We start from the raw sequence: 21,736 nt of genomic DNA, 5'->3' as shown, positions 1-21,736 counted from the left end.
GCCAATTTGCAAGCCAAAATATTGTTTTCAGATACAAAGCAAAGCTTTTTTCTATGCAGCCAACGCAATCTGAAGCAGACGATTGACACGGTGAATCACGCGTCGATGTGCAGTCGCCGGATGTAGTTCTCGCAGAACGACGCAAAGCGATGCACGACCTGGCGGGGCTTCATCGTGCGTGATTGCGCGATGCCTAGCATCGTTGCGTTGACGTTGTCTTTGAAGCGTTTAATGACGAACTCTTCGCCATCCACCGTGCGATTGGACTTGAGCGGAAAGTTGAGCAGGCTATAGCCGAGACCGTTGGCCACCATGCCGCGCACCACCTCCGGCTGCGACGAACGAAACGCGGGCACAGGCCGGCTGCCCACCGCATCGAAGAGCGCGGCGAAATACTCGCGGCTGTGCGGCAGGTCGAGCATGACATAAGGCTCGGGTAACAGATCCGCGAGCGATACCTTGCGCGCGCGGGCGAGCCGATGCGTGCGCGGCAGGATCGCGTAAGGCGGCAGTGAGAGCAGCGGCGTGAAGGCGATGTCCTCAGTCAGATCGAGACTGTAGGTGAGGGCGATATCGAGCGAGCCGTCGTGCAGGCCGCGCAAAAGGCCGTCCTGATGTGCCTCGACTGTGCGAAACGAAATGCCTGCGTGCTCGCCGGTGAAGCGGCTGATCAACCGCGGCATGAGCGGCGGTGCGAGCGAGACGAGACAGCCGAGTGCGATCGCGCCTGTCATGCCGCTGTCCATTTCCTTCGCGGTGGTTTGCAACTCCTCCGCGATCTTCAGGAGATTGCGCGCTTGCCCGAGCAGATCGCGTCCGGCTTGCGTGAGCGAAAGACCGCTCGCGTGATGTCGTATGAAGAGTTGCACGCCGAACGACAATTCCAGATCCGCAAGCGCCGTCGAGATGGACGGCTGCGAGATATGCAGACGCTTCGCCGCCGCCGTGAAAGACAGCGCTTCCGCCGTGACGACGAAATAGCGCAACTGGCGCAGTGAGTAGCGCAACGGGTGACTTTCCATCGACCATGCTCCCCGTCAAGGTCTTCGATTGACCGCATTCTGAAGCGGTCAAAAAGCATTGCATAGGAAAAACCCATGCGCTGCATTTTTTTAATATGTTTTTCGGATTCGGAGCGGGCGGGTAGATTTTGACGGAACACGAACGGCCGGGCGGCACACGCCATCTGCAAGCACGGATCGCCATATCCGCCTCTTCTGAAGGACACAGTCATGACAGTGGAAACAACGTCAATCGATACGCTGGTGGTCGGCGCCGGCCAGGCCGGCGTCGCAATGAGCGAACACTTGACGAGACTCGGCGTGCCGCACCTCGTGCTCGAGCGCGCCCGCATCGCCGAGCGCTGGCGCACCGGGCGGTGGGATTCCCTGGTTGCGAACGGTCCCGCATGGCACGACCGTTTTCCCAACCTCGAGTTCGCGGACGTGCACCCGGACGCGTTTGCGCCGAAGGAGCAGGTCGCGGATTATTTCGTCGCGTATGCCGAGAAGTTCGACGCGCCGATCCGTACCGGAGTGGAGGTGAAGCACGTCGTGCGCAATGTGGGGCGACCCGGCTTCACGGTCGAAACGTCGGAGGGCACGATCGAGGCCAATCGCGTGGTGGTCGCGACGGGGCCGTTCCAGCGGCCAGTGATCCCGCCGATTGCGCCGCAAGACACGCGTCTCACCCAGATTCATTCCGCTGACTATCGCAATCCGGCGCAATTGCCCGAAGGAGGCGTGCTGGTGGTGGGCGCGGGATCTTCCGGCGTGCAGATCGCGGATGAGTTGCAACGTGCGGGCAGGCACGTTTATCTGTCGGTCGGCGCACATGATCGTCCGCCGCGCGCTTATCGCGGCCGCGATTTTTGCTGGTGGCTCGGAGTGCTCGGCGAATGGGACGCCGAGGTCATGAAGCCAGGCAGGGAGCACGTCACGATTGCGGTAAGCGGCTCGCGCGGCGGGTACACGGTGGACTTCAGGCGTCTCGCCCATCAGGGCATCACGCTGGTGGGTCTTACGAAGTCTTTCGACAATGGCGTGGCGGTCTTTGAAGACGATCTCGCGGCGAATATCGCGCGCGGTGACGAGAACTATCTGTCGCTGCTGGACGCTGCCGACGCGTATGCCGAGCGCAACGGTCTCGACCTTCCGCGAGAGCCCGAAGCACGGATCATTCCCGCCGATCCCGAGTGCGTCACGCATCCGCTGCACGATCTCGATCTGGCGAAAGCCGGCGTGACCTCGATTGTCTGGGCGACAGGCTATGCAGTCGACTTCAGCTGGTTGAACGTAAACGCGTTCGACGAAAAGGGTAAGCCTGCGCATCAGCGCGGCGTATCGAAGGAGCCGGGCATTTATTTTCTCGGACTGCCCTGGTTGTCGCGTCGCGGCTCTGCGTTTGTCTGGGGCGTGTGGCACGACGCGAAGCACGTCGCCGATCACATCGCCACGCGACGCAAATATCTGGCGTATTACGATGAATCGCAACGCGACGCAGCGAGCCGTCGCGACGAAAGCACAGCAGGTACTGAAAGCGCCGACGGCGTGTCTGCCGGTTCAAGGGTTCACAAAGTCAGCGAAATGGGCGTGAACTGATTCACGCGTCTCCTCGATCCGCGAGCTACTTCTCCCCGTATTAAAAGGTGCACTGATGAGCCAACCCACGCATACTCGTATCCGCATGTTCAACACGAAGGATACGTATCCGAACCAGACGCTCGACAACGACCTTTGCCAGGCCGTGCGCGCCGGCAACACGGTCTATGTCCGCGGTCAGGTGGGTACGGATTTCGAAGGCCGTCTGGTCGGCCTCGGCGATCCTCGCGCCCAGGCGGAGCAGGCGATGAAGAACCTCAAGCAATTGCTCGAGGAGGCTGGCAGCGATTTGTCTCACGTCGTCAAGACAACGACGTATCTGACCGACATCCGTTATCGCGAGCCCGTTTATCAGGAAGTCGGAAAGTGGCTAAAAGGCGTGTTTCCGATTTCCACCGGCCTTGTGGTGGTCGCATTGGGTCAGCCGCAATGGCTGATGGAAATCGACGTTATCGCTGTCATTCCGGATGGATGGACGCGGCCACAAGCCTGAGGAGAGGGACATGACATTCTCTATTGCCGGACGTTGCCCGCAATCCGGGCAGCTGGGTATCGCGATCAGTTCTTCCAGCATCGCAGTGGGCGCCCGATGCCCGTGGGTGCGCACAGGCGTCGGCGCAGTCGCGACGCAGAATGTGACCCTGCCCGCACTCGGCCCGCGGGTTCTCGATCTTCTGGAGAGCGGGCAATTCGATCCCGCCGCCGCATTGGACCGCGCACTGGGCGCGAGCGAGTGGAGCGAATATCGGCAGGTGACGGTGGTCGATAGCCAGGGCCGCACGGCGTTCTTCAGCGGCAAGCAAGCATTGGGCACCTATCACGCCGTCGCCGGCATGCAATGCGTCGCGGCGGGCAACATGCTCGCCAGCGTCGACGTGATCGAGGCGATGGTTCGCGCATTCGAGCAGGCTGCGGGCACGCTTGCCGATCGGCTGCTCGCGGCCATGCATGCGGCGATGGCCGCCGGCGGCGAGGCTGGGCCCGTGCACTCGGCGGCGCTCAAGGTTGTGGGCGACGTGAGCTGGCCGATGGTCGATTTACGGGTCGATTGGGCTGACGACGATCCCATCGGCCGGCTCGATGGTTTGTGGCGCGCGTATCGGCCGCAGATGCAGGATTACCTGACCCGGGCGTTGAATCCGACCGCCGCGCCCAGCTATGGAGTGCCAGGTAATGAATGACAGATCCAGCCGCGCGCTGCTCGCAAAGCTGATCGGCTTTGCCACGGTCAGCCGCGAATCGAATCTGGACATGATCGGGTTCATTCGGCATTACCTCGATGAACTCGGTGTGAAGAGCGAACTGTTCTACAACGCCGAGCGCACCAAGGCCAATCTGTTTGCGAGCATAGGTCCGCGCGAGCGAAGCGGCATCGTCCTGTCCGGCCATACTGATGTGGTACCGGTCGAAGGCCAGGCGTGGAGCGTCGACGCATTTCGTCTCACCGAACGCGACGGGCGGCTGTATGGCCGCGGTACCGCGGACATGAAGGGCTTCATCGCATCGGTGCTGGCGGCGGTGCCGAGCTTCGTCGAACGCGATTTGAAGCTCCCGGTGCATCTCGCCTTTTCATACGACGAGGAAGTCGGGTGCCTCGGCGTGCGGCCCATGCTCGCTGAACTGGAACGGCGTCCGCACAAGCCGGTGCTATGTCTGATCGGCGAGCCCACCGAACTCAAGCCCGTGCTCGGGCACAAGGGCAAACTGGCGATGCGCTGTCAGGTCAAGGGTGCGCCTTGCCATTCGGCTTATGCGCCGTACGGCGTCAACGCGATTCAGTACGCGGCGCGGATGATCAGCCGTCTGGAACAGATCGGCGAACAACTGGCGCAGCCCGAGCATCGCGACGAGCGGTTCGATCCGCCGTTCTCGACCGTGCAGACGGGGGTGATCAGGGGCGGCCGTGCGCTGAACATCGTGCCCGCAGAATGCGAGTTCGATTTCGAAGTGCGGGCGCTGCCGGGTTTCGACGCCGGCCATGTAGCCAACGAGTTGCAAACGTATGCGCAAGCCGAGCTGCTGCCGAAGATGCGCGCCGTGAAGTCCGACGCCGACATCCGTTTTCAGTCGCTATCCGCTTATCCGGGACTGGCTACGTCGCCCGACGGCGAAGCGGCGCGGCTTCTAAGCTTGCTGAGCGGGTCGAACCGGTTCGGCACGGTAGCCTTCGGCACCGAGGGCGGCCTCTTCGAGCAGGCGGGCATTCCCACCGTGGTCTGCGGACCAGGCAGTATGGACCAGGGGCATAAGCCGGATGAATTTCTCACGAGCGAGCAATTGAGCGATTGCGATGCAATGGTGGCTCGTTTGGCTGATTACCTTTCGGCCGCTTGTTGAGACAGGTCCCGGGGCGGGTTAAACCCGGCACTCAAATAAAGGCATTCAAAAATCGCCTGCAATGTTGAGGATGCCGGACCATGAATGGCCTTAGCCTCCGAATTCGAGTGCCTCGGACCACTCCGCGGCTTCCTCTTAACGTGTGCGAGAGCTCATTGGCGCATTTCTGCCGTTTCAATCCATACGATAATCGCTGTCGGTCATAAAAAGGGAGTTTGCAGGAAGTCGGTCATTGCTCGTTCGCGCATCGTCCTGCCCTTGGCGTGGATCGATCCATCCGACACCGGCGAAACGCACGGCAGCGCGAGCCGTGGTATCGCCGTGCAAGCCGGGAGCAAGCGAATAGCGCACAATAGAATGCTTAACACCTTCAAACGAGCGTGAGAGGAAGTGGCACTCGATGTCAGTCATCGGGGCAGAGCGTTAGCGAGATTTTGCTGCAGAGGAACCAATGAAGAAAGGAAAGACAAAACTCACCCGCCATGATGCTGAGCGCCTTTTCGAGGGTCTGCCCGCCGGAAAGGCGAGAGTATCCAGCCGACCGGAGAACCCATTCGAAGCAGGGATACGCGACGTGGTCGCGCGCGTCGACGACGAAGCCACACTGTGGAAAGACAACCTCATTACTCTTCCGATGTCGATCGAGCTGCCGGCCGGCTACGAGTCGCTTTCTCGCATGCGCGAGGCGATGGCGCGGGCTTGGCGCGTGAAGTGGGTAAGGGAGGGTCAAAACGAGGTTGTCGCGGAGTTTCCAGAAGGATGGACCGCCGTTCGCCCTGAGAACGGCCCCATAGAACTGCGAGATCCGTCCGGCGTGGTCCGCGCCTTATACGGGTGGGCCACGGATGCCGAACTCAGGATTCTCCCACGCTACCTTGTTGAGCCACAGGCGAACAGCTCAAGCGGACTAGGCAGTTTGCTCGTCCGTGATCGCGCGACCGGTCAAATTCTCGAGAGATCGTCGACATGGTCGGCTCGAACTGCAAGCAGCCATCCAGATTGGGCGAGGCTGTTAGCGTGGCTCAGATTGCGCTATCCACTGCACGAGGATCCGCTGGAGTACTGGGAAGATTGCAACGAAAATGTCCAGGACTGAGCTGCTCCTTGGGGCGCTGTCCTCGGGCAAACCGCAGTCAGTTGGCGTCACGCGCTCGGTATCCGCAACCCGGACAAGGGCTGAACACCTTTAGCGCTCGTCCGAATAATAAAGGCCTGTTCCGCATGCACCGCAGAAATGCTCGCGAGTGTATGTGTATCGCATCAAACGACGTGTCTGCAAGAAGTTCGCGCCGCAGCTCGCACAGGATGGCTTGTTACCGTTCCAGACAGGATGTTGCCGAACATACCATTCGTAGGTCTCGTTCTCATACCGACGAATGGTGCGATACCGCCGCACGAGAAACCAGAGCACGACTGCAGTGAACGAGAGTGTTAGCAAGCCAGAAAGCAACTGTCCATTTTCAATATCAGCGAAACCGCTCAGTCCGTGTTCGCCGATCAACACCGCGACGAAGAGCGTCATATATTTTGCTATTTTTCTTCTCACTTGATCGAGCATCCTTTCTGGATTAGGTGCGTTCAAACGGCTCGCCGATGCGTTGACCGGCGAAATGAGCGTATCGGCTTGTATACGGCAGCGCTATTCGAAAACTTTAACGAATGGCTGACTTTTCGAAACACGCCTGCGAAATTGCAATTGCCGAGACAGTTGCAGTTGCGACATCGGCCCAACGGGGCGGACGGCCGAAACAAAGCAGGGCTTTTGCGACTGTTGTGACGCGTTGCCAACGGTATGTGACAGCGATCGGTGAGGGGACGTCATTCCCGGATCGGAGCCCCTCGTTATCCTGCAATGCGCTTGAAACTGGCGTAGTAATCGTCGGTGTAATAGCAGTCGCCGGTCTGCCTGCGCGGTCCACCACAGACGATCCGGCGCTGCCCGCGATCCGTCGAGCCTGGGGTGCGGACCGTGTATGTGTGGTAGTAACCGCGCGGATGCTTCGGCAGCAAAAGGGCACTGTTACGAAACAATACGCCGTCGTCCCCAAAAGGGAACGGGCCGCCCGCGTTGATCAGCCGCAGTGTCTCGGCTGCTTCCCCCGGCAACTGTGCCTTGGTGACGGTACCCAGCGCGCCCGCCACTTGCGCGCCTGATGCGGTGGGTGTACCGCTCGCGCCCTGCGCTGACTGAACCGGCGACTGGCTCGCGGATGCGCCCGATGCCTCAGTGACGTTTTGCGAACCGTGCTTGTCGCATCCGCCGAGGATCGCACCCAAGGCGACGATGCATGAGAAAGCCCTAGCTGTTTTCACGAAACGATTCTCCCCGCGTTGACCAGGACTTGACGACCAGGATAGATGTAAAGGTATCGCTAATGCGGGAGCGAATCAACGTTCGACCGGAAGTCGGCACTCGGTACGTGACAACCATGCGGATGTACCGTTTTCGGCGTTGAAGCCACGGTGGCGGCTGAGGGTCGCGTGCTATCCGCCATCGTCGGTTCAATATCCGCCCGTCGCTTACAAAGCCTGTCTGGAGCGAACCTGGACTCTGTCAGTCACGAACAAGTCGCAGTTCCGAATTGATCAACGACAAGATGCAACGCTGAAAGCGCAGTTCCGGAGTGCGCAAAGGGAGAACGCCTCATCATTGAATGACGAGATGCTCGGGCACATCGAAAAGCGCGTGTCTTGCATTTACTGCATAGCCATGCGTGGATGCAATCGGGTTGCGATCACATCGACGAATTGTCCTTCCCTGACTGTCTTCTGGTGTCGAATTACAGGGCGCTCGCGTAATCGGCGACATGCTTACTCTCCATGAGCGCGCGGTCCTCGGCGTCGCCTTGCTCGGCATATGCCGTGGACAAACACAACTCCAGGAAGTTCTCTGCGGTAGTAAGCTGAACAAACCGACTGGCAGACGACAATAACTGCCGCTCGCACAGCATCAGGATGTATCCGAATCGTTGTATTGACGGTTGGAGCCAGCGTGAGAAACATCAAGGTTCCTGACGCCACGCCGAGTCAATCGTTAAGTATCCGGTTCCCTGGCGAACTCGAAGTCAGGCGCAATGGCGTGCATTAGAGCGTCTTCGCGAATCGCCTGCGAGCGGTTTTCTATTTCGCCGAGACGGAAACTCATCCACCGCCAGCTTGAAAGCCGCCTGCGCAGAGGCAGCGCGTGCCCTACGCGCGGTTTAGCGTTCAGTGCTCAGTGCTCAGTGCTCAGTGCTCAGTGCATCGAAGCCGGCACGAACTCCAGCGTTCGCGCGAGGACGGTCAGCAGAATCAGCACGAGCGGCACATGCACGATCAACTGCGTGAACGTGAAGCCGACGATATCGCGTGCACGCAAACCGAGCACGCCGAGCAGCGGCAGCATCCAGAACGGGTTGATCAGATTGGGCAGCGCTTCCGCGGCGTTGTACACCTGCACGGCCCAGCCGAGATGAACGCGCAGGTCGTTGGCGGCCTGCATCACATACGGCGCCTCGATGATCCATTTGCCGCCGCCCGACGGCACGAAGAAGCCGAGGATCGCGGAATAGGCACCCATCACCGCGGGAAACGACACATGCGACGACACCGACACGAAGAACGCGGCCAGCACGTGTGAAAGCGCCTCGCCGCCGGGCGCCGCCGCCTTCGTCAGCATGAACGCGATGCCGCCGTATAGCGGAAACTGGATTAGCACGCCGGCGACCGACGGCACGGAGGTCTTTACCGCTTGCAGGAAGCGATACGGGCGCCAGTGCAGCAGCATGCCGAGCATCAGGAACAGGAAGTTGTAGGTATTCAGGTTCGAGATCGCAAGCAGCGGATCCCTGGTGGTGAACTCGTGCACGAGCCAGCCCGCGCCGAGCGCGACGAGTACGATGGTTAGCAGCGGGCTGTGTTCGAGCCAGTCGCCTGGACGTTGTGCGCGCGATGCCGGCATGCTCGCCTCGGACAGGTCCACCTCCAGATCGGCGGCGGTGACCACGCGCGCGTCGCGCGGCGCCGAGCACCATGCGATCGCGAGCGATACGACGGCGAGCGCCGCAGCCATGATTAGCGACTGCGGCAAGAAGATAGTTTGCGAGAACGGCAGCACGCCGGTAATGTCGCTGATTGCCTTGGGCAGGCTCGCCGGGTTCGCCTGCAATTGCGCGGCGGCCGAGCTCAGGCCCAGAGCCCACGTCGCACCCATGCCAAGGTAGGCTGCCGCACCCGCTGCGCGATAGTCCATTCGCAGATCGTCGCGGCGCGCGAGCGCACGCACGAGCAAACCGCTGAACACGAGACTGATCGCCCAGTTGAACATCGACAAGCCGATGCTGATCAACGCGACGAAGGTGATCGCCGCACGGCCCGAGCGCGGCACGCGCGCGAGCATCGCGATCAGCTTCGAGGCCGGCGTCGACACGGCGACCACATAGCCGGTGATCGCGATCATCGCCATTTGCATCGTGAACGGAATCAGGCTCCAGAAGCCGTCGCCAAACGTCTGCGCGACCCGCGTGGCGGGCGCGCCGATTGCCAGCGCGCCGAGCGCGACGGCTGCGACGGCGATTGCGGCGAACACGTATGCATCGGGGAACCAGCGCTCCGACCAGCGGGCGACGCCGATAGCAATGCTTTCGAGGAACCCGCTTTCGGAGGGCGGGATGGCGGGGTCTAGTGTCGTTGTGTTTTTCATGGGGTCTCGCTTCGCGTGAAGAAAGGGTGACGTGGGTGGGATCAGGTTGCTTGCCGGTGCACGAGAATCGCGGCGGCGAGGTCCTCGATTGCGGAGCCGACCGACTTGAACACGGTGCGTTGCGCCGCGTCGCGACGCCGCGGTGCTTCGCCGCGGCACAGGGCTTCGAGCGTGCCTTTGACGTCGTCGGCAGTGAACACGCCGCGCGACAGCGGCCCGAGCAGATCGCCCGATTTCTTCAGTGCTTCGCTCGTGTCGATATACAGATCGCTGCCTTCGAAGCATGCGTCGTCGGCTTCGCGCATGCTCGGCATAAAGCCTCCGATCAGATCCAGATGCGTGCCCGCGCGTAGCCATTCGCCTCGCACCACCGGTTCGGTGGCGAGCGTCGCGCACGTGACGATATCGGCGTTTGCCGTCGCGCCCGGCAAGTCGGTGGTGGCGAGCGCGTCAAAGCCTTCGTCGCGCCATTGCTGCGCAAGCGCTTCGGCGGTTTGCGCGCGCCGGCTCCATACCGTCACTTGCCGTATCGGCCGTACGGCGCGATATGCGTGCAGCAGCAACTGCGCAACGCGGCCGCTGCCGATCACCAGCAAACGGCTCGCATCCTCGCGAGCCAGGTGGCGGGCGGCGAGCGCGGACGCGGCGGCGGTGCGGCGCGAGGTGATCTCGTTGCCGTCGATTTGCGCAAGCGGCTCGCCGGTGTTCGCGTCGTACAGCACGTACGTCGAAAACAATCCGGGCAGCCCGCGGCTCGCATTGCCGGCGAAGATGTTGACCGTTTTGATGCCGAGAAAACCGCCAGACTGCCACGCGGGCATGATCAGCACGGTGCCCGGCGCCTGTTGCGCGACGTCTATCTGGTGCGTGTGGCGCAGCGGCACTTCGCAGCCGCTGCTGAACATGGCTTCGAGCGCGGCAATCAGCTTATCGAAGGGCAGGGCCCGGCGTGTGGTGGGCGCGTCGTGAATTTTCATGGCGGCGTCATGCGTCGAGTTCGAGATCGGAAAGAGGGATGGCCTGGCAGCCGAGCAGCACCGTTGGATCGTCCGGTTCCGCGCCGTGCAGATGCATTGCGCGGCCGTTCAGCACGCGCACCGCGCAGCTTTCGCACTGGCCGACGCGGCAGCCGCTTGGCATCGCGATACCGAGGCGTTCGGCGAATTGCAGCAGCGTGCCGGACGACGGATGCCACCGTTCGGTGCGGCCGCTGCGGCGAAACGCGACCGCGTGCGTGCGGTCGCCGGCGGGAACCGCGGCCGTGGGCGAGCGGAATTCCTCGTGGAAAATATCGAAGGCCGGCATGCCACGCGCGATGAGCCCGGCGCGCACCGCGTCCATCATCGGCACCGGGCCGCACATGTACACGCGCGCGCGGCGCCTGATTTGCGTATCGGTCACCACCGCATCGGTGATGGGTTCCGTTCGGTAGCAGGCGTCGCCGGCACGCGGTTCGTTGAAGTAGTCGATCAGGTTCAGCCCAGGCAGCGTTTTTGCGAGTGCTCGCAGGCGCTCGCCGAACGCGCGTGTCGCGCCGTTGCGGTTGGCATAGTGCAGCGTGATATCCGTCGCGTTTGCGCCGTTGCGCGCGACGGATTCCAGTTGCGAGATGAACGGCGTGATGCCGATTCCGCCCGCGATGAACACGAGCGGTTGCCGCGATTCGAGCGGCAGCGTGAAGCGGCCCGCGGGCGCACGCAATGCCACGCGCGCGCCGGGCACGATGCGCCGATGCAGATGTGACGACAATGCGCCTTCCCATTGCGCGCCGGCCGCGTTGAGACCGCGTTGATGTCTGACCGCGATGCTGTAGTCGCGCCGCGCTTCGATGCGGGCCGCGCCGGTCAGCGAATACGCGCGCGCGAGCGGCTCGGCTCCGCGTTCCGTCTCCACCTGAATCGAAACGTGCTGACCCGGCATGAAGTCCGGCAGGCCGCCTCCATCGGCGGGTGTCAAGTGAATGCCGAGCACGCCGTCGGCGAGCCGCTTCGTCTCGCTGACGATGAAAGGCCGCCAGCCCGGCCACGCGCGCCGCGCAATCTGGAACAGGGGATCGCGTGCGATGTCGCAACGAAACGAGCGCAACGGCACGGAGCCGCTAGTCGGATCGGCGTGATCTGACGAGATCAATCCGTTGTAGTGGCTGTTGCCCGGGCCTTCTAGCGGAAAGCCCGGCGCGCCGATTTCCGGACACGCTTGCCACCAGCCGAACTCGGCGACGACCGTCTCGGGTTGCAGCGTGTCGACGAGCCGCGCGACGAAGCGCGCCGAGCCGATGCGCGTCGTCACGATCACCGGGTCGCCGTCTTCGATGCCGCGTTCGCGGCCGACAGCAGTGGCGATATCGAGCAGCGGCTGCATCGAACGCTTGCGCAGCGAGACCATGCTGCGATGCTGGCTATGGCAGAAATGCGCGTTCTTGGCCGACGACAACACCAGCGGAAACCGCGTACCCGCGATACTTTGTTCAGCAGGCGCGACGAAGCGCGGCAGCGGCGGCTGGCCGTGCCGGAGCAGCAACTCCGAATACAGTTCGACGCGGCCCGTTTCAGTCGCGAAACCGGCGGTCTCGTACAGCTTTTCGCGGGTTGGCAATGGCAGGTCGATGCCGCCCGGCTGGTCCCGCAATTGCGCGACGCTCACGCCGAGCGGCGCGAGCATGTGATTCCAGCCGGCTTCCAGGCTGCCGCCGAAAAACTGTTCGTGCATGCCCAGCCGGCACGCAAGGTCGAAGACGATCTCGTTGTCCGAACGCGCTTCGCCCTGCGCTTCGACGAGCCGCGGGCGCAGCTGCACTCGTTGCTGCGACGCCGCGTTCAACTCGAAACCGACACGCAGGCCTTCACGCTCCCACGGCGTGCCAACCGGCAGCAGGATGTCGGCGTAGCGCGCGGTCGGCGTTTCGAACAGATCGCAATGCACGTGGAACTCAAGCGCTTCGAGCGCGCGGCGCGCGAGCGCCGTATCGGCTTGCGACGACAGCGGATTCGCGCCGAAGCCGACGAGCGCGCGCACCTTGTACGGCTCGCCTTCGAGAATCGCCGTGTAGGTGCCGCGCGCGCTCACCCAGCCGCGCGCCGCCGGTCCCAGCGGGCGCGCCGCAAGACCGAGCGCCTTCTGGCGCTGCTCGGGCGCGAGTTGCGCGAGGTCGCTGATCGCGTTGACCGGGTGCTTCGGATACAGCCGGTTGCCGCCCGTTTTGTCGAAGCAGCCGGTCAGCGCATACAGCACGGCGATAGCCCGCTCGGTCTGCGTGGCGTTGGTGTGCTGCGCGACGCCCGACCACGCGTGATAGGCGATGCGCCCCGACGCGCCGATCAACTGCGCGGCCGCGAGCAGTGTCGATTCGGGAATGCTGGTCAGCGCCGCCACATATTCCGGCGTGTAGCGTGCGGCTTCGCGCTCCAGCAGTTCGAACGCGGGATGGCAGCGCACGGGGCCATGATCCGTTTGAATGTCGTAGGTGCCGCGCAACGCGCCTTCGGCGAGCGCGTCAGGCACGCCGCGCTGTGCATTCCAACTGAGCACGCGGTTCTGCGCGGCGTCGCTGGCGAGATCGCGCTCGCGCAGAAACCGGCCGTTGTCCTCGCGCACGAGCAGCGGGCCGTTGGTCCAGCAGCGCACGAAGTTCTCGTCGAACCGGCCATCGCGGATCAGAAGATGAATCAGGCCGAGCGCGAGCGCGGCGTCGGTGCCGGGGCGCACGCGCAGCCAGCAGTCCGCCTGCTGCGCCAGCGCGGTAGGACGCGGATCGATCACCAGCAGACGCGCGCCGTTGGCGCGCCCCCGGCCCACCGCATTGGCCTGCGCGAGCCATGCGGCGGCCGGATTATGGCCCCAAAGCATGATCAGATCGGCATGTTCGACGTCCGGTGTCGGCATACCGCAGCCGAACGTGAACGCATGCGCAAAGTCCTTGTGCCAGTTGCAGATCTCGGTTGCGTAGCAGATGTTCGGGCTACCGAAATAGCGCACGAAGCGCTCGATCCAGTCGATGCTGTCCGACAGCGGCGTGCCGCTCGGCGTGGTCACCGCGAAGGCGACGGCTTCCGCGCCGCTTTCGTCGCGGATCGCAGCGAGCCGGCTGGCGACCTCGGTGAGCGCTTCGTCCCACGAGATGCGCTGCCAGCCGGGATCGGCGGCGTTTTTGGGATTGGTCCGCCGCATCGGATGACGCAGGCGGTGCGGGCTGTGTACCAGCTCGGGCGCGGCGCGCCCTTTCATGCACATCGCGGAGCCGGTGGGGTGCGACGCGTCCGGCCGCACGCTGATCAATTGCCTGTCGCGCACCGTATTGAGCGTGCCGCACCGCGAGCGGCACAGCGTGCAATAGCCCTGCATTTCTATCGATTTCATCTGTTTCGACGGCTGTTATGAAGCTCAAGGCCGATCGTAGGATGGCCAAATTATTATTGGTAATTCAAAATTCAGAACTCGCGATATTGGTGAAATCAATGGACTTTACGCTGCGGCAGGTGCGCTACTTCATTGCGGTGGCAGAAACCGGACAGATCTCCAAGGCGGCTTTACGCTGCAACATCTCCCAATCTTCCATGACCATCGCGCTGAAGGGCCTGGAGGACGCGCTCGGCACGTCGCTCTTCAACCGGCACTCGAAAGGCCTGCGCCTGAGCGACGCGGGCGAGCGGTTTTTGCGCCACGCGCAGCAGATCAACGGCGCGGCGCGGCAAGCAGCCGAGGATATGCGCGAGCGGCCGGACCCCTTGTCGGGCACGTTGCGTATCGGCGTGACGGATACGATCTCGGCGTATCTCATGCCTTCGCTGCGGCTCGCGCTGAAGCGGCGCTTTCCGGATCTTGAGCTGATCCTGAGCGAACGCGAACGGGTCGATGTGGAGCAGGCGATCGCCGACGGCGTGCTCGACCTCGGCATCGTACTGGTCTCCAATGCGGCGCTGCGCGACGACATCGAAGGCGAAACGCTGCTGCGTTCAGCGCGTCATCTATGGGTCGCACCGGAGCATCCGCTCGCGGGCGCTGACAGCGTCACGCTCGAAGATGTCTCGCGGCAGGACTTCCTGCTGCTCGATATGGACGAGCACGTGCAGACCGCGCAGCGCTATTGGGAACGACGGGGGCTGAAGCCTTCGGTGATATTCCAGAGCAAGTCGATTGAAGGCATTCGCAGCATGGTGGCGCTCGGCATCGGCGTGACGATCCTGTCGGACCTCGTATACCGGCCGTGGTCGCTCGAAGGCGGGCGCATCGTGCGGCGGCCCGTGGTGGACGCGGTGCCCACAATGGACGTCGGTGTTATCTGGTCGAGAAGCAGGGGCTTCCCACACAACGGTCATTCGCTGCGCGATTTCCTGCTCGCAACCTTGCGCGAGCGGCGCGAGTGAGGTCGGGCCATGCGTTCGGTTCGCGCACCAACGTGATATCGGGCAGTGCGGCCAATCATGGACACCCGCGCGCCCATGCATGCTGCCGCAATCGCCTGATTTGCGCCTGTGCCGCGAGCCACGGTTTCCAGGCTGTCCGACAAGACCGTTTCGCCCGCCCGCGGCAGACGCCTCATGCGCGCGACGAGGTCTGTGTTGATGGTGCCGATCACGAGCACGTGGGCTCGCTCACGTAATGCCTCCACTTTCGACTCTTCGCCGCCATGCCGATCCTGAAGTTGCCGTGCGTATCGCCGCTTTCCTGATCGCGCACTCCATAACGTTGCTGCACGACGCCGTTTTGCCGAAGCCTGCAATGATCGAACGCGGCGAGCTGCGGCGCAGCTACAGGCGCAACAGATGACGACGGCGCTGCGGCTGCGGAAAATCCTTGAAGCGCGTGCGCGAATGCAAGGCGGCGTAATTGGAGAGCCACTGGATATCACGGGGGCGGAAGTCCATCGCGAGCTACATGCCCGGCTCGTACTTGATCTGCTCGAACAGTGCGAGCACTTTCAGCTGCCGAGGCGATCGACGCTACACAAGTCATACGCCATAACGTAAGCGTTTTCACCTGCTCTCCCAGCCACCGCCCAGCACCTTATACAACGTCACCAGATTGGACTGTCGGGAAAGGATATCTGTCGCGAGTTGCTGTTGCGCCGTGTAGAGCGTGCGCTGTGCATCGAGGAACGTGAGGAAGCTGTCTGTACCCGCCTTGTAGCGCTCCTCCGCAAGCGTGTAGTAGCTCTGCGCAGACGTCACATATTCGCGATCCGCCTGCACCTGATCCACATAAGTGGCGCGCGCCGTGAGCGCGTTCGATACCTCTTTGAACGCTGTCTGGATGGCGCTCTCGTAATCAGCGACTTCGATCTGCTTCTCGATCTTCGCCACATCGAGCGATGCCTTGTTGCTGCCGTAATCGAAGATCGGCACGGAGACGCTCGGCGCGAACGCCCACGCACCGGTGCCCGCCTTGAACAGATTCGAGAGCGTCGAACTCGACGTGCCGGCCGTCGCCGTCAGTTCAATTTTTGGAAAAAATGCCGCGCGCGCCGCACCGATGTTCGCGTTCGCCGCCTTCAATGCATGCTCCGCCTGCACGATGTCCGGACGACGGGCGAGCAGCAGCGAAGGCACACCCGCACCGATGTCCGCGAACATCGACTCGTCGTCGAATGCGCGCGCGGGCGGCAGATCGTCCGGAATCGGCGCACCGAGCACAGCGGCGAGATTGTTGCGATCTTGCGCGACCGCGCGCCGATATGATGCAAGACTCGCCTTCGCGCTAGCGAGCGAGTTCTGCGCCTGTCGCACGTCAAGGAGCGAAGCATTGCCAAGCTCCTGCACGCGCTTCGTCACGTCGTAGGTGGACTGATCCGCCTTCACCGTGTCTTCGGTCAACTGCAATAGCCGTTCGTCGGAGAGCAGGGTCAGATAATCGGTCGCCACCGTTGCGATCAAACTGATTTGCGTGCTTTGGCGCGACGCATCCGTGGCGAGATAGTTTTCCAGTGCCTGGCGTTTGAGGCTGCGCAAGCGTCCAAAGAAGTCGATTTCCCATGACGTCGTGCCGATGCTGACATCGCTCGAACTCGCTATCGCGCCCTGCGTGCGCTCGCGGGTCATGCTGCCGATTGCCGAGGTGGACGGCGCAAGTGCAGCGCGCGTGATCCGGTATTGCGCCTCGTATTCGGCCACGTTCAGCGCCGCGACGCGCAAGTCGCGATTGTTGGCGAGCGCGATGTCGATCAGCTTTTGCAGGCGCTCGTCGCGAAAGAAGCCCCGCCATGCGGTGCCGGTGTCGGTGCCGGTGGCGAGCGGGCTTGCGGTAGCGGTGCTTGCGCCGGTCGGGCTTGCGGTTGCCGCGCCTGGGTTCCTGGCGGTTGCAGTGCTTGTGGTTGCAGTGCTTGCGCTTGCATCCGTCACGGCCCTAGCCGCGCTCGTGCTCTCATACGCGTCGCCTTGGGGATACGCTGCCGGAATCGGCGCGGCGGGCCGCTCATAGTGCGGATCGAGCGTGCAGCCCGTCAGCAGCGCGAACGCAAATGCGACCGCGCATACACTCAGTTTGAGTCTCATCATTCGACACCTTCCTGTTGCCTGGCGTCGCCGTGTTCGCCGAACAGGCGGCGCACGACGACAAAGAACACCGGTACGAAAAAAATTGCGAGCGCCGTGGCGGCGATCATGCCGCCCATTACGCCAGTGCCGATCGCATGGCGGCTCGCCGACCCCGCCCCTGTGCTGATCACGAGCGGCAACACGCCGAACACGAATGCGAGCGAGGTCATCAGGATCGGACGCAGACGCAGACGCGCGGCTTCGATGGTGGCGTCGATCAGGCTGCGGCCTTGCACTTGCAGGTCCTTCGCGAACTCGACGATCAGAATTGCGTTCTTCGTCGAAAGCCCGATGGTCGCGAGCAAACCGACCTTGAAATAGATATCGTCTGACAAGCCGCGGATATGCGCGCCGAGCACGGCGCCGAGCACGCCGAGCGGCACCACGAGAATCACCGCGATCGGAATGGACCAGCTTTCGTACAGACCCGCGAGACAGAGGAACACGACGATCAGCGAGATCGCGTACAGATAGATCGCCTGCGAACCGGCCATGCGCTCCTGGTAAGATTGCCCGGTCCAGTCGATGCCATAGCCTGCCGGCAGTTTCTTGACAAGCGCGTCGACGGCCGCCATCGCCTGGCCGGTGCTGGCGTTGGCGCCGGATTGTGCGGTCATTTCCATCGCGAGCGTGCGGTTAAAGCGCTCGATCTGCGGCGGCCCGAAAGTCCACTTGCCGGTCGCGAACGCGGAGAAGGGCACCATCTGGCCGTCGTATCCGCTCGTCGTGCTGGTGCTGGCGGTGCTCGTCGAACTGCTGCCGGACGTGCTGCCGGATGTGCCGCTGGTCGAACCGGTGCTCGCTGTGCTCGACTTTACATACCACCGTCCAATGTCGGACGGCATCATCCGGTACGGCGCATCGGCCTGCACGTAGACCTTCTGGATACGTCCCGTGTCGACGTAGTTGTTCACGTAGGACGAACCAAACGCCGTTTGCAGCGTGTCGTTCACATCGGCAATGGAGAGCCCGAGCGCGCTCGCCTTTTCCCGGTCGATGTCGACATGGAACTGCGGCGTATCTTCGAGGCCGCCCGGCCGCATGCCGGACAACGCGCTGTCTTTAGCCGCGAGCGCCATCAATTGCTGGCGTGCGGCCATCAGCTTGTCGTGGCCCTGGCCGGCGCGATCTTCCAGTTCGAAGTCGAGCCCGCTTTGCGTGCCGAGTTCCTGAATCGCGGGCGGATTGACCGCGAAAATCTGCGCTTCACGCGAGCCGGCGAAATGCATGTTCGCGCGCTGGATCACTGCGGCCGCGGACCCGCTGCTGCCGCGCCGCGCGCTCCAGTCCTTGAGCTTGACGAAGGCGAGCGCGTTGTTCTGTCCCGAGCCGTTGAAACTGAAGCCCGTCAGCGTGATGAGTTGATCCACTTCCGGCTGGCTGCGATAGTAAGCCTCGACTTTTTTCACCACTTCGAGCGTCTGCGAGGCGGGCGTGCCGACCGGTGCGGAGATGGACGTGATAAGCGTCCCCTGGTCTTCGTCAGGCAGATACGACGACGGCAGCTTCATGAACAGCAGCGCGACCACACCCGCAATCAACACGTAAATCACCATGTAGCGGATCGGCTTGCCGATCACGCGCGCAACCGCCGAGTCATACCGGTCGGTGCCGCGCGCAAGCACGCGGTTGAACCAGCCGAGCACACCGCGCTTCGCGTGATGCCCGACATCCGCGCGCCTGAGCAGCGTCGCGCATAGCGCCGGTGTGAGCGTCAATGCGAGGAAAACCGAGAGCAGCATCGCCGCGACGATCGTGATCGAGAACTGCCGGTAAATCGCGCCGGTCGTCCCCGAGAAGAACGCCATCGGAATGAACACGGCAATCAGCACGGTCGTGATGCCGATCAGCGCGCCGGTAATCTGCTGCATTGCGCGGCGAGTGGCCTCGACCGGTGAAAGACCTTCTTCCGCGATCAGACGCTCGACGTTTTCCACCACCACGATCGCGTCGTCCACCAGCAGGCCGATTGCCAGCACCATGCCGAACATGGACAGCACGTTGATCGAGAAGCCCACTGCCGACATCACCGCGAACGTGCCGAGCAACGCGACGGGCACCACGATGGTCGGAATCAGCGTGGCGCGCAGGTTCTGCAAGAACACATACATCACGACGAAGACGAGCAGCACCGCTTCGATCAGCGTCTTCACCACTTCTTCGATCGAGATGCGCACGAACGGCGTGGTGTCGTACGGATAGTCCACGACGACATTGCGCGGCAGTTGCGGACTCAATTCGTTGAGCTTCGCGCGCACGGCCTTGGCCACGCTCATCGCGTTGGCGCCGCTCGCGAGTTTGACCGCGAGCGATGCAGCCGGCTTGCCGTTCAGGCGCGAGTCGGTGCTGTAGTCGTCGGCGCCCACTTCGACGCGCGCAACGTCCTTCAGCATCACCTTCGAGCCATCGCTGTTCACGCGCAGCAGGATTGCGCCGAATTGCGCGGGCGTGGTCAACAGGCTCGACGCGGAGATCGTCGCGTTCAATGCCTGCGTTTTCGTCGAGGGCGAGCCGCCGATCTGACCAACGGAAAGCTGGACGTTCTGGTTCGTGATCGCGGTGGTGACCTCGCTGGTCGTGAGGCCGACCGCCTGCAGCTTGACTGGATCGAGCCAGATACGCATGGCGTGCTGCGCGCCGAACAGCGTGACGTCGCCCACGCCGTCGATCTGCGTGAGCGGGTCTTCGATCTGCGTCGCGATCACGTTGCCGAGGTCGATGGAGTTCATGCTGCCGTCGGTCGACGAGAGAGACACGATCATCAGAAACGAGTTGGCCGCCTTCGCGACCTGGACGCCTTGCTCCTGAACCGTTTCAGGCAGCGACGACGTCGCCTGCTGGACCTTGTTCTGCACCTGCACCTGCGCGATGTCGGCGTTGGTGCCTTGCTGGAACGTCAACGTGATGCGAGCCTGCCCGACGGAACTGCTCGTCGACGACATATACAGCAGATGGTCGATGCCGCTCAGTTTCTGCTCGATCACCTGCGTGACGGTGGTTGCGACCGTTTCGGCGGACGCGCCCGGATACGTTGCCGTGATCTGCACGGAAGCCGGTGCGACGCTCGGATACTGTTCGACCGGAAGCGTCGTGATGGAAGCGCCGCCAATCATCATGATGACGATGGCGATGACCCACGCGAGGATCGGTCGGTTGATAAAGAAGCCTGCCATGAGAGTCTCTTTAGCTGTGGGCGGCGGACGCATCGCCCGCGTTGTCGGCGGTGGCGGGCGCGGCTGACGTCGCGGGCGTCTCCACCGGCTTGACGAGCGCGCCGGTGCGCGCCTGCTGCGAACCCGTGACGATCACGCGGTCGCCGGCCTTCAGACCGCTCGTGATGATCCAGTCGGAGCCCGATGCGGTATCCGCGGTAACCGGCGTTTGCACGACCTTGTTGTCGGCGCCGACCGTGACCACGCTCGCGGTGCCATCCGACGCACGCGACACCGCGAGTTGCGGCACGGTGATCGCCTGGTGGTTCACGCCTTCTTCGAGCCGCGCCCGCACGAACATGCCGGGCAGCAGCACGCCATCCGGATTCGGAAACACGCAGCGCAGCGTGACGGAGCCGGTGGTGGCGTCGACGGTGATGTCGGAGAACAGCAGCTTGCCCGGCTGTGCATAGGCTGTGCCGTCTTCCATCAACAGATGAACCACGGCGCCGTCGGCGCCCGCATGTTGCAACTGGCCGCTCGCGAACTCTTTCTGCAAGCGCAGCCAGTCGGCGGAAGAACGCGTGACGTCGAGATACATCTCGCTCGTTGCTTGCACCGTGGCGAGCGCGGTGGTCTGTTCGGCGGTCACGAGCGCGCCTTCGGTCACGCTTGACTTACCAATGCGCCCCGCGATAGGCGCGACGACCTTCGTATAGCCAAGGTTGATCGCGGCGGTCTTCAATGCGGCGCGATCGGCGACCACGTCGGCCTTCGCCTCCTCGAGCGCGGCGAGCGCATCGTCGTAATCCTGACGGCTCACGCCCTGGATCTTCGACAATTCCGCGTAGCGCGTGGCCTTGGTCTGCGCGGCGTTCGCGGTCGCGACGGTTTTCGCCAACGTGCCGACCGCCTGATCGTAAGTGGCCTGATAGCTCGACGCGTCGATCTGATACAGCACGGCGCCGGCTGCGACCTGCGATCCCTCGGTAAAGAGCCGCTTTCTAACGATGCCTTCGACTTGCGGCCTCACTTCCGCGACACGGATGGCCGACAGCCGGCCCGACAGTTCAGTGTTCGATACGACGGTATGCGGCTTGATGGTTTCGACGCCGACTTCGGGCGTCGTCTGTGGCGGGCCGTGAGGCGCGTTGTCGCCGCAAGCCGCCAGCATCAGCGTGGCGGCGGCGACAGCCGCGACAAGAATCGCGAAGCGGGGCGCGCGCGTCGGCGCTGAAAACGCGTTGGAAAAGCTTGGCATGCTCGGGGCATCCTTCGACTCGATTCGACAAAGGACCGTCTGGCATGCGTCGTCGGTTCACGTTGGAGCCACGCAACGCCGCGCCAGCGGCAAGGGAGGGCCCAGCATAGTGAGAAGCGTCTTACGGCGGCTTAGGCGAGCATTACGAGCCGTAACCCAACTCGCAGAATTCGCTA

17 protein-coding genes are annotated in these 21,736 nt (G+C 63.0%); 6 read left to right on the top strand and 11 right to left on the bottom strand.

Features of this window, described 5'->3' with window-relative positions; all coding sequences use genetic code 11:
- Positions 1-95: 95 nt before the first annotated feature.
- On the bottom strand, positions 96-1,022 hold the full coding sequence (locus F759_RS0115720; RefSeq protein WP_027800694.1) for a LysR family transcriptional regulator: 927 nt from the start codon (positions 1,020-1,022) through the stop codon (positions 96-98).
- A 210-nt stretch (positions 1,023-1,232) separates the two neighbouring features.
- Between F759_RS0115720 and F759_RS0115715 the strand changes: the two genes are divergently transcribed.
- From F759_RS0115715 to argE, 4 genes are read left to right on the top strand one after another with little or no spacing between them, the layout of a single operon-like run.
- Positions 1,233-2,600 carry a flavin-containing monooxygenase gene (locus tag F759_RS0115715; RefSeq protein WP_027800693.1) on the top strand — a complete coding sequence of 456 codons (1,368 nt, stop codon included), beginning with the start codon at positions 1,233-1,235 and terminating at the stop codon, positions 2,598-2,600.
- 55 nt (positions 2,601-2,655) lie between these two features.
- A complete protein-coding gene (locus F759_RS0115710; protein WP_027800692.1) occupies positions 2,656-3,093 on the top strand; it encodes a RidA family protein in 438 nt (145 codons plus the stop codon).
- Positions 3,094-3,103: 10 nt separating this feature from the next.
- A complete protein-coding gene (locus tag F759_RS0115705) occupies positions 3,104-3,781 on the top strand; it encodes a DUF1028 domain-containing protein (protein ID WP_027800691.1) in 678 nt (225 codons plus the stop codon).
- Positions 3,774-4,937 carry an acetylornithine deacetylase gene (gene argE, locus F759_RS0115700; protein WP_027800690.1) on the top strand — a complete coding sequence of 388 codons (1,164 nt, stop codon included), beginning with the start codon at positions 3,774-3,776 and terminating at the stop codon, positions 4,935-4,937. The genes F759_RS0115705 and argE overlap by 8 nt, the downstream gene beginning before the upstream one ends.
- A 174-nt stretch (positions 4,938-5,111) precedes the next feature.
- Here argE and F759_RS42155 read toward each other — a convergent pair whose 3' ends face one another.
- Positions 5,112-5,348 (bottom strand): hypothetical protein, encoded by a 237-nt coding sequence (locus F759_RS42155; protein ID WP_152530647.1) that lies wholly within the window; start codon positions 5,346-5,348, stop codon positions 5,112-5,114.
- A 40-nt stretch (positions 5,349-5,388) separates the two neighbouring features.
- Between F759_RS42155 and F759_RS0115695 the strand changes: the two genes are divergently transcribed.
- A complete protein-coding gene (locus F759_RS0115695) occupies positions 5,389-6,033 on the top strand; it encodes a hypothetical protein (protein ID WP_027800689.1) in 645 nt (214 codons plus the stop codon).
- Between the two features lie 90 nt (positions 6,034-6,123).
- Here F759_RS0115695 and F759_RS0115690 read toward each other — a convergent pair whose 3' ends face one another.
- The 5 genes from F759_RS0115690 to F759_RS0115660 all read right to left on the bottom strand — a co-directional run bounded on the left by F759_RS0115690 (position 6,124) and on the right by F759_RS0115660 (position 13,974).
- On the bottom strand, positions 6,124-6,519 hold the full coding sequence (locus F759_RS0115690) for a hypothetical protein (protein WP_152530646.1): 396 nt from the start codon (positions 6,517-6,519) through the stop codon (positions 6,124-6,126).
- Positions 6,520-6,779: 260 nt separating this feature from the next.
- On the bottom strand, positions 6,780-7,250 hold the full coding sequence (locus tag F759_RS0115685) for a ribonuclease (RefSeq protein ID WP_027800687.1): 471 nt from the start codon (positions 7,248-7,250) through the stop codon (positions 6,780-6,782).
- 922 nt (positions 7,251-8,172) lie between these two features.
- On the bottom strand, positions 8,173-9,618 hold the full coding sequence (locus F759_RS0115670; protein ID WP_027800686.1) for a short-chain fatty acid transporter: 1,446 nt from the start codon (positions 9,616-9,618) through the stop codon (positions 8,173-8,175).
- Between the two features lie 41 nt (positions 9,619-9,659).
- Positions 9,660-10,595: a bifunctional Delta(1)-pyrroline-2-carboxylate/Delta(1)-piperideine-2-carboxylate reductase gene (gene lhpI, locus F759_RS0115665; protein WP_027800685.1), complete on the bottom strand. Its 936-nt coding sequence runs from the start codon at positions 10,593-10,595 to the stop codon at positions 9,660-9,662.
- 7 nt (positions 10,596-10,602) lie between these two features.
- On the bottom strand, positions 10,603-13,974 hold the full coding sequence (locus F759_RS0115660; RefSeq protein WP_027800684.1) for a molybdopterin-dependent oxidoreductase: 3,372 nt from the start codon (positions 13,972-13,974) through the stop codon (positions 10,603-10,605).
- A 98-nt stretch (positions 13,975-14,072) separates the two neighbouring features.
- Here F759_RS0115660 and F759_RS0115655 point away from each other — a divergent pair, with 98 nt between their 5' ends.
- The gene (locus F759_RS0115655; protein ID WP_027800683.1) at positions 14,073-14,981 is read left to right on the top strand and encodes a LysR family transcriptional regulator; all 909 of its coding nucleotides are present in this window, start codon (positions 14,073-14,075) and stop codon (positions 14,979-14,981) included.
- On the opposite strand, the gene F759_RS45155 is transcribed toward F759_RS0115655, so the two are convergent.
- From F759_RS45155 to F759_RS0115625, 4 genes are all read right to left on the bottom strand, one after another.
- The gene (locus tag F759_RS45155) at positions 14,930-15,193 is read right to left on the bottom strand and encodes a hypothetical protein (protein ID WP_407668534.1); all 264 of its coding nucleotides are present in this window, start codon (positions 15,191-15,193) and stop codon (positions 14,930-14,932) included. The genes F759_RS0115655 and F759_RS45155 overlap by 52 nt on opposite strands.
- A 397-nt stretch (positions 15,194-15,590) precedes the next feature.
- Positions 15,591-17,108 (bottom strand): efflux transporter outer membrane subunit, encoded by a 1,518-nt coding sequence (locus tag F759_RS0115635; RefSeq protein ID WP_027800680.1) that lies wholly within the window; start codon positions 17,106-17,108, stop codon positions 15,591-15,593.
- Complete coding sequence (locus tag F759_RS0115630; RefSeq protein ID WP_027800679.1) at positions 17,105-20,320, bottom strand: efflux RND transporter permease subunit; 3,216 nt, start codon at positions 20,318-20,320, stop codon at positions 17,105-17,107. The genes F759_RS0115635 and F759_RS0115630 overlap by 4 nt, the downstream gene beginning before the upstream one ends.
- 10 nt (positions 20,321-20,330) lie before the next feature.
- Entirely contained in the window at positions 20,331-21,560 is a 1,230-nt protein-coding gene (locus tag F759_RS0115625) for an efflux RND transporter periplasmic adaptor subunit (protein ID WP_027800678.1), read from the bottom strand.
- Positions 21,561-21,736 lie beyond the last annotated feature (176 nt).

Source organism: Paraburkholderia dilworthii, assembly GCF_000472525.1.
Taxonomy (GTDB): domain Bacteria; phylum Pseudomonadota; class Gammaproteobacteria; order Burkholderiales; family Burkholderiaceae; genus Paraburkholderia; species Paraburkholderia dilworthii.
Note: the sequence above shows the minus strand (reverse complement) of the source record. Positions and strands in the feature narration are given on the sequence as shown.

What these genes read in the sequence shown, in the direction of transcription:
- F759_RS0115660 (WP_027800684.1), bottom strand. Translation starts at nt 13,974, where the DNA reads ATGAAATCGATAGAAATGCAGGGCTATTGCACGCTGTGCCGCTCGCGG.
- F759_RS0115715 (WP_027800693.1), top strand. Translation starts at nt 1,233, where the DNA reads ATGACAGTGGAAACAACGTCAATCGATACGCTGGTGGTCGGCGCCGGC.
- F759_RS0115695 (WP_027800689.1), top strand. Translation starts at nt 5,389, where the DNA reads ATGAAGAAAGGAAAGACAAAACTCACCCGCCATGATGCTGAGCGCCTT.
- F759_RS0115655 (WP_027800683.1), top strand. Translation starts at nt 14,073, where the DNA reads ATGGACTTTACGCTGCGGCAGGTGCGCTACTTCATTGCGGTGGCAGAA.
- lhpI (WP_027800685.1), bottom strand. Translation starts at nt 10,595, where the DNA reads ATGAAAATTCACGACGCGCCCACCACACGCCGGGCCCTGCCCTTCGAT.
- F759_RS0115670 (WP_027800686.1), bottom strand. Translation starts at nt 9,618, where the DNA reads ATGAAAAACACAACGACACTAGACCCCGCCATCCCGCCCTCCGAAAGC.
- F759_RS0115710 (WP_027800692.1), top strand. Translation starts at nt 2,656, where the DNA reads ATGAGCCAACCCACGCATACTCGTATCCGCATGTTCAACACGAAGGAT.
- F759_RS0115705 (WP_027800691.1), top strand. Translation starts at nt 3,104, where the DNA reads ATGACATTCTCTATTGCCGGACGTTGCCCGCAATCCGGGCAGCTGGGT.
- F759_RS0115630 (WP_027800679.1), bottom strand. Translation starts at nt 20,320, where the DNA reads ATGGCAGGCTTCTTTATCAACCGACCGATCCTCGCGTGGGTCATCGCC.
- F759_RS42155 (WP_152530647.1), bottom strand. Translation starts at nt 5,348, where the DNA reads ATGACTGACATCGAGTGCCACTTCCTCTCACGCTCGTTTGAAGGTGTT.
- argE (WP_027800690.1), top strand. Translation starts at nt 3,774, where the DNA reads ATGAATGACAGATCCAGCCGCGCGCTGCTCGCAAAGCTGATCGGCTTT.
- F759_RS0115635 (WP_027800680.1), bottom strand. Translation starts at nt 17,108, where the DNA reads ATGATGAGACTCAAACTGAGTGTATGCGCGGTCGCATTTGCGTTCGCG.
- F759_RS0115625 (WP_027800678.1), bottom strand. Translation starts at nt 21,560, where the DNA reads ATGCCAAGCTTTTCCAACGCGTTTTCAGCGCCGACGCGCGCGCCCCGC.
- F759_RS0115720 (WP_027800694.1), bottom strand. Translation starts at nt 1,022, where the DNA reads ATGGAAAGTCACCCGTTGCGCTACTCACTGCGCCAGTTGCGCTATTTC.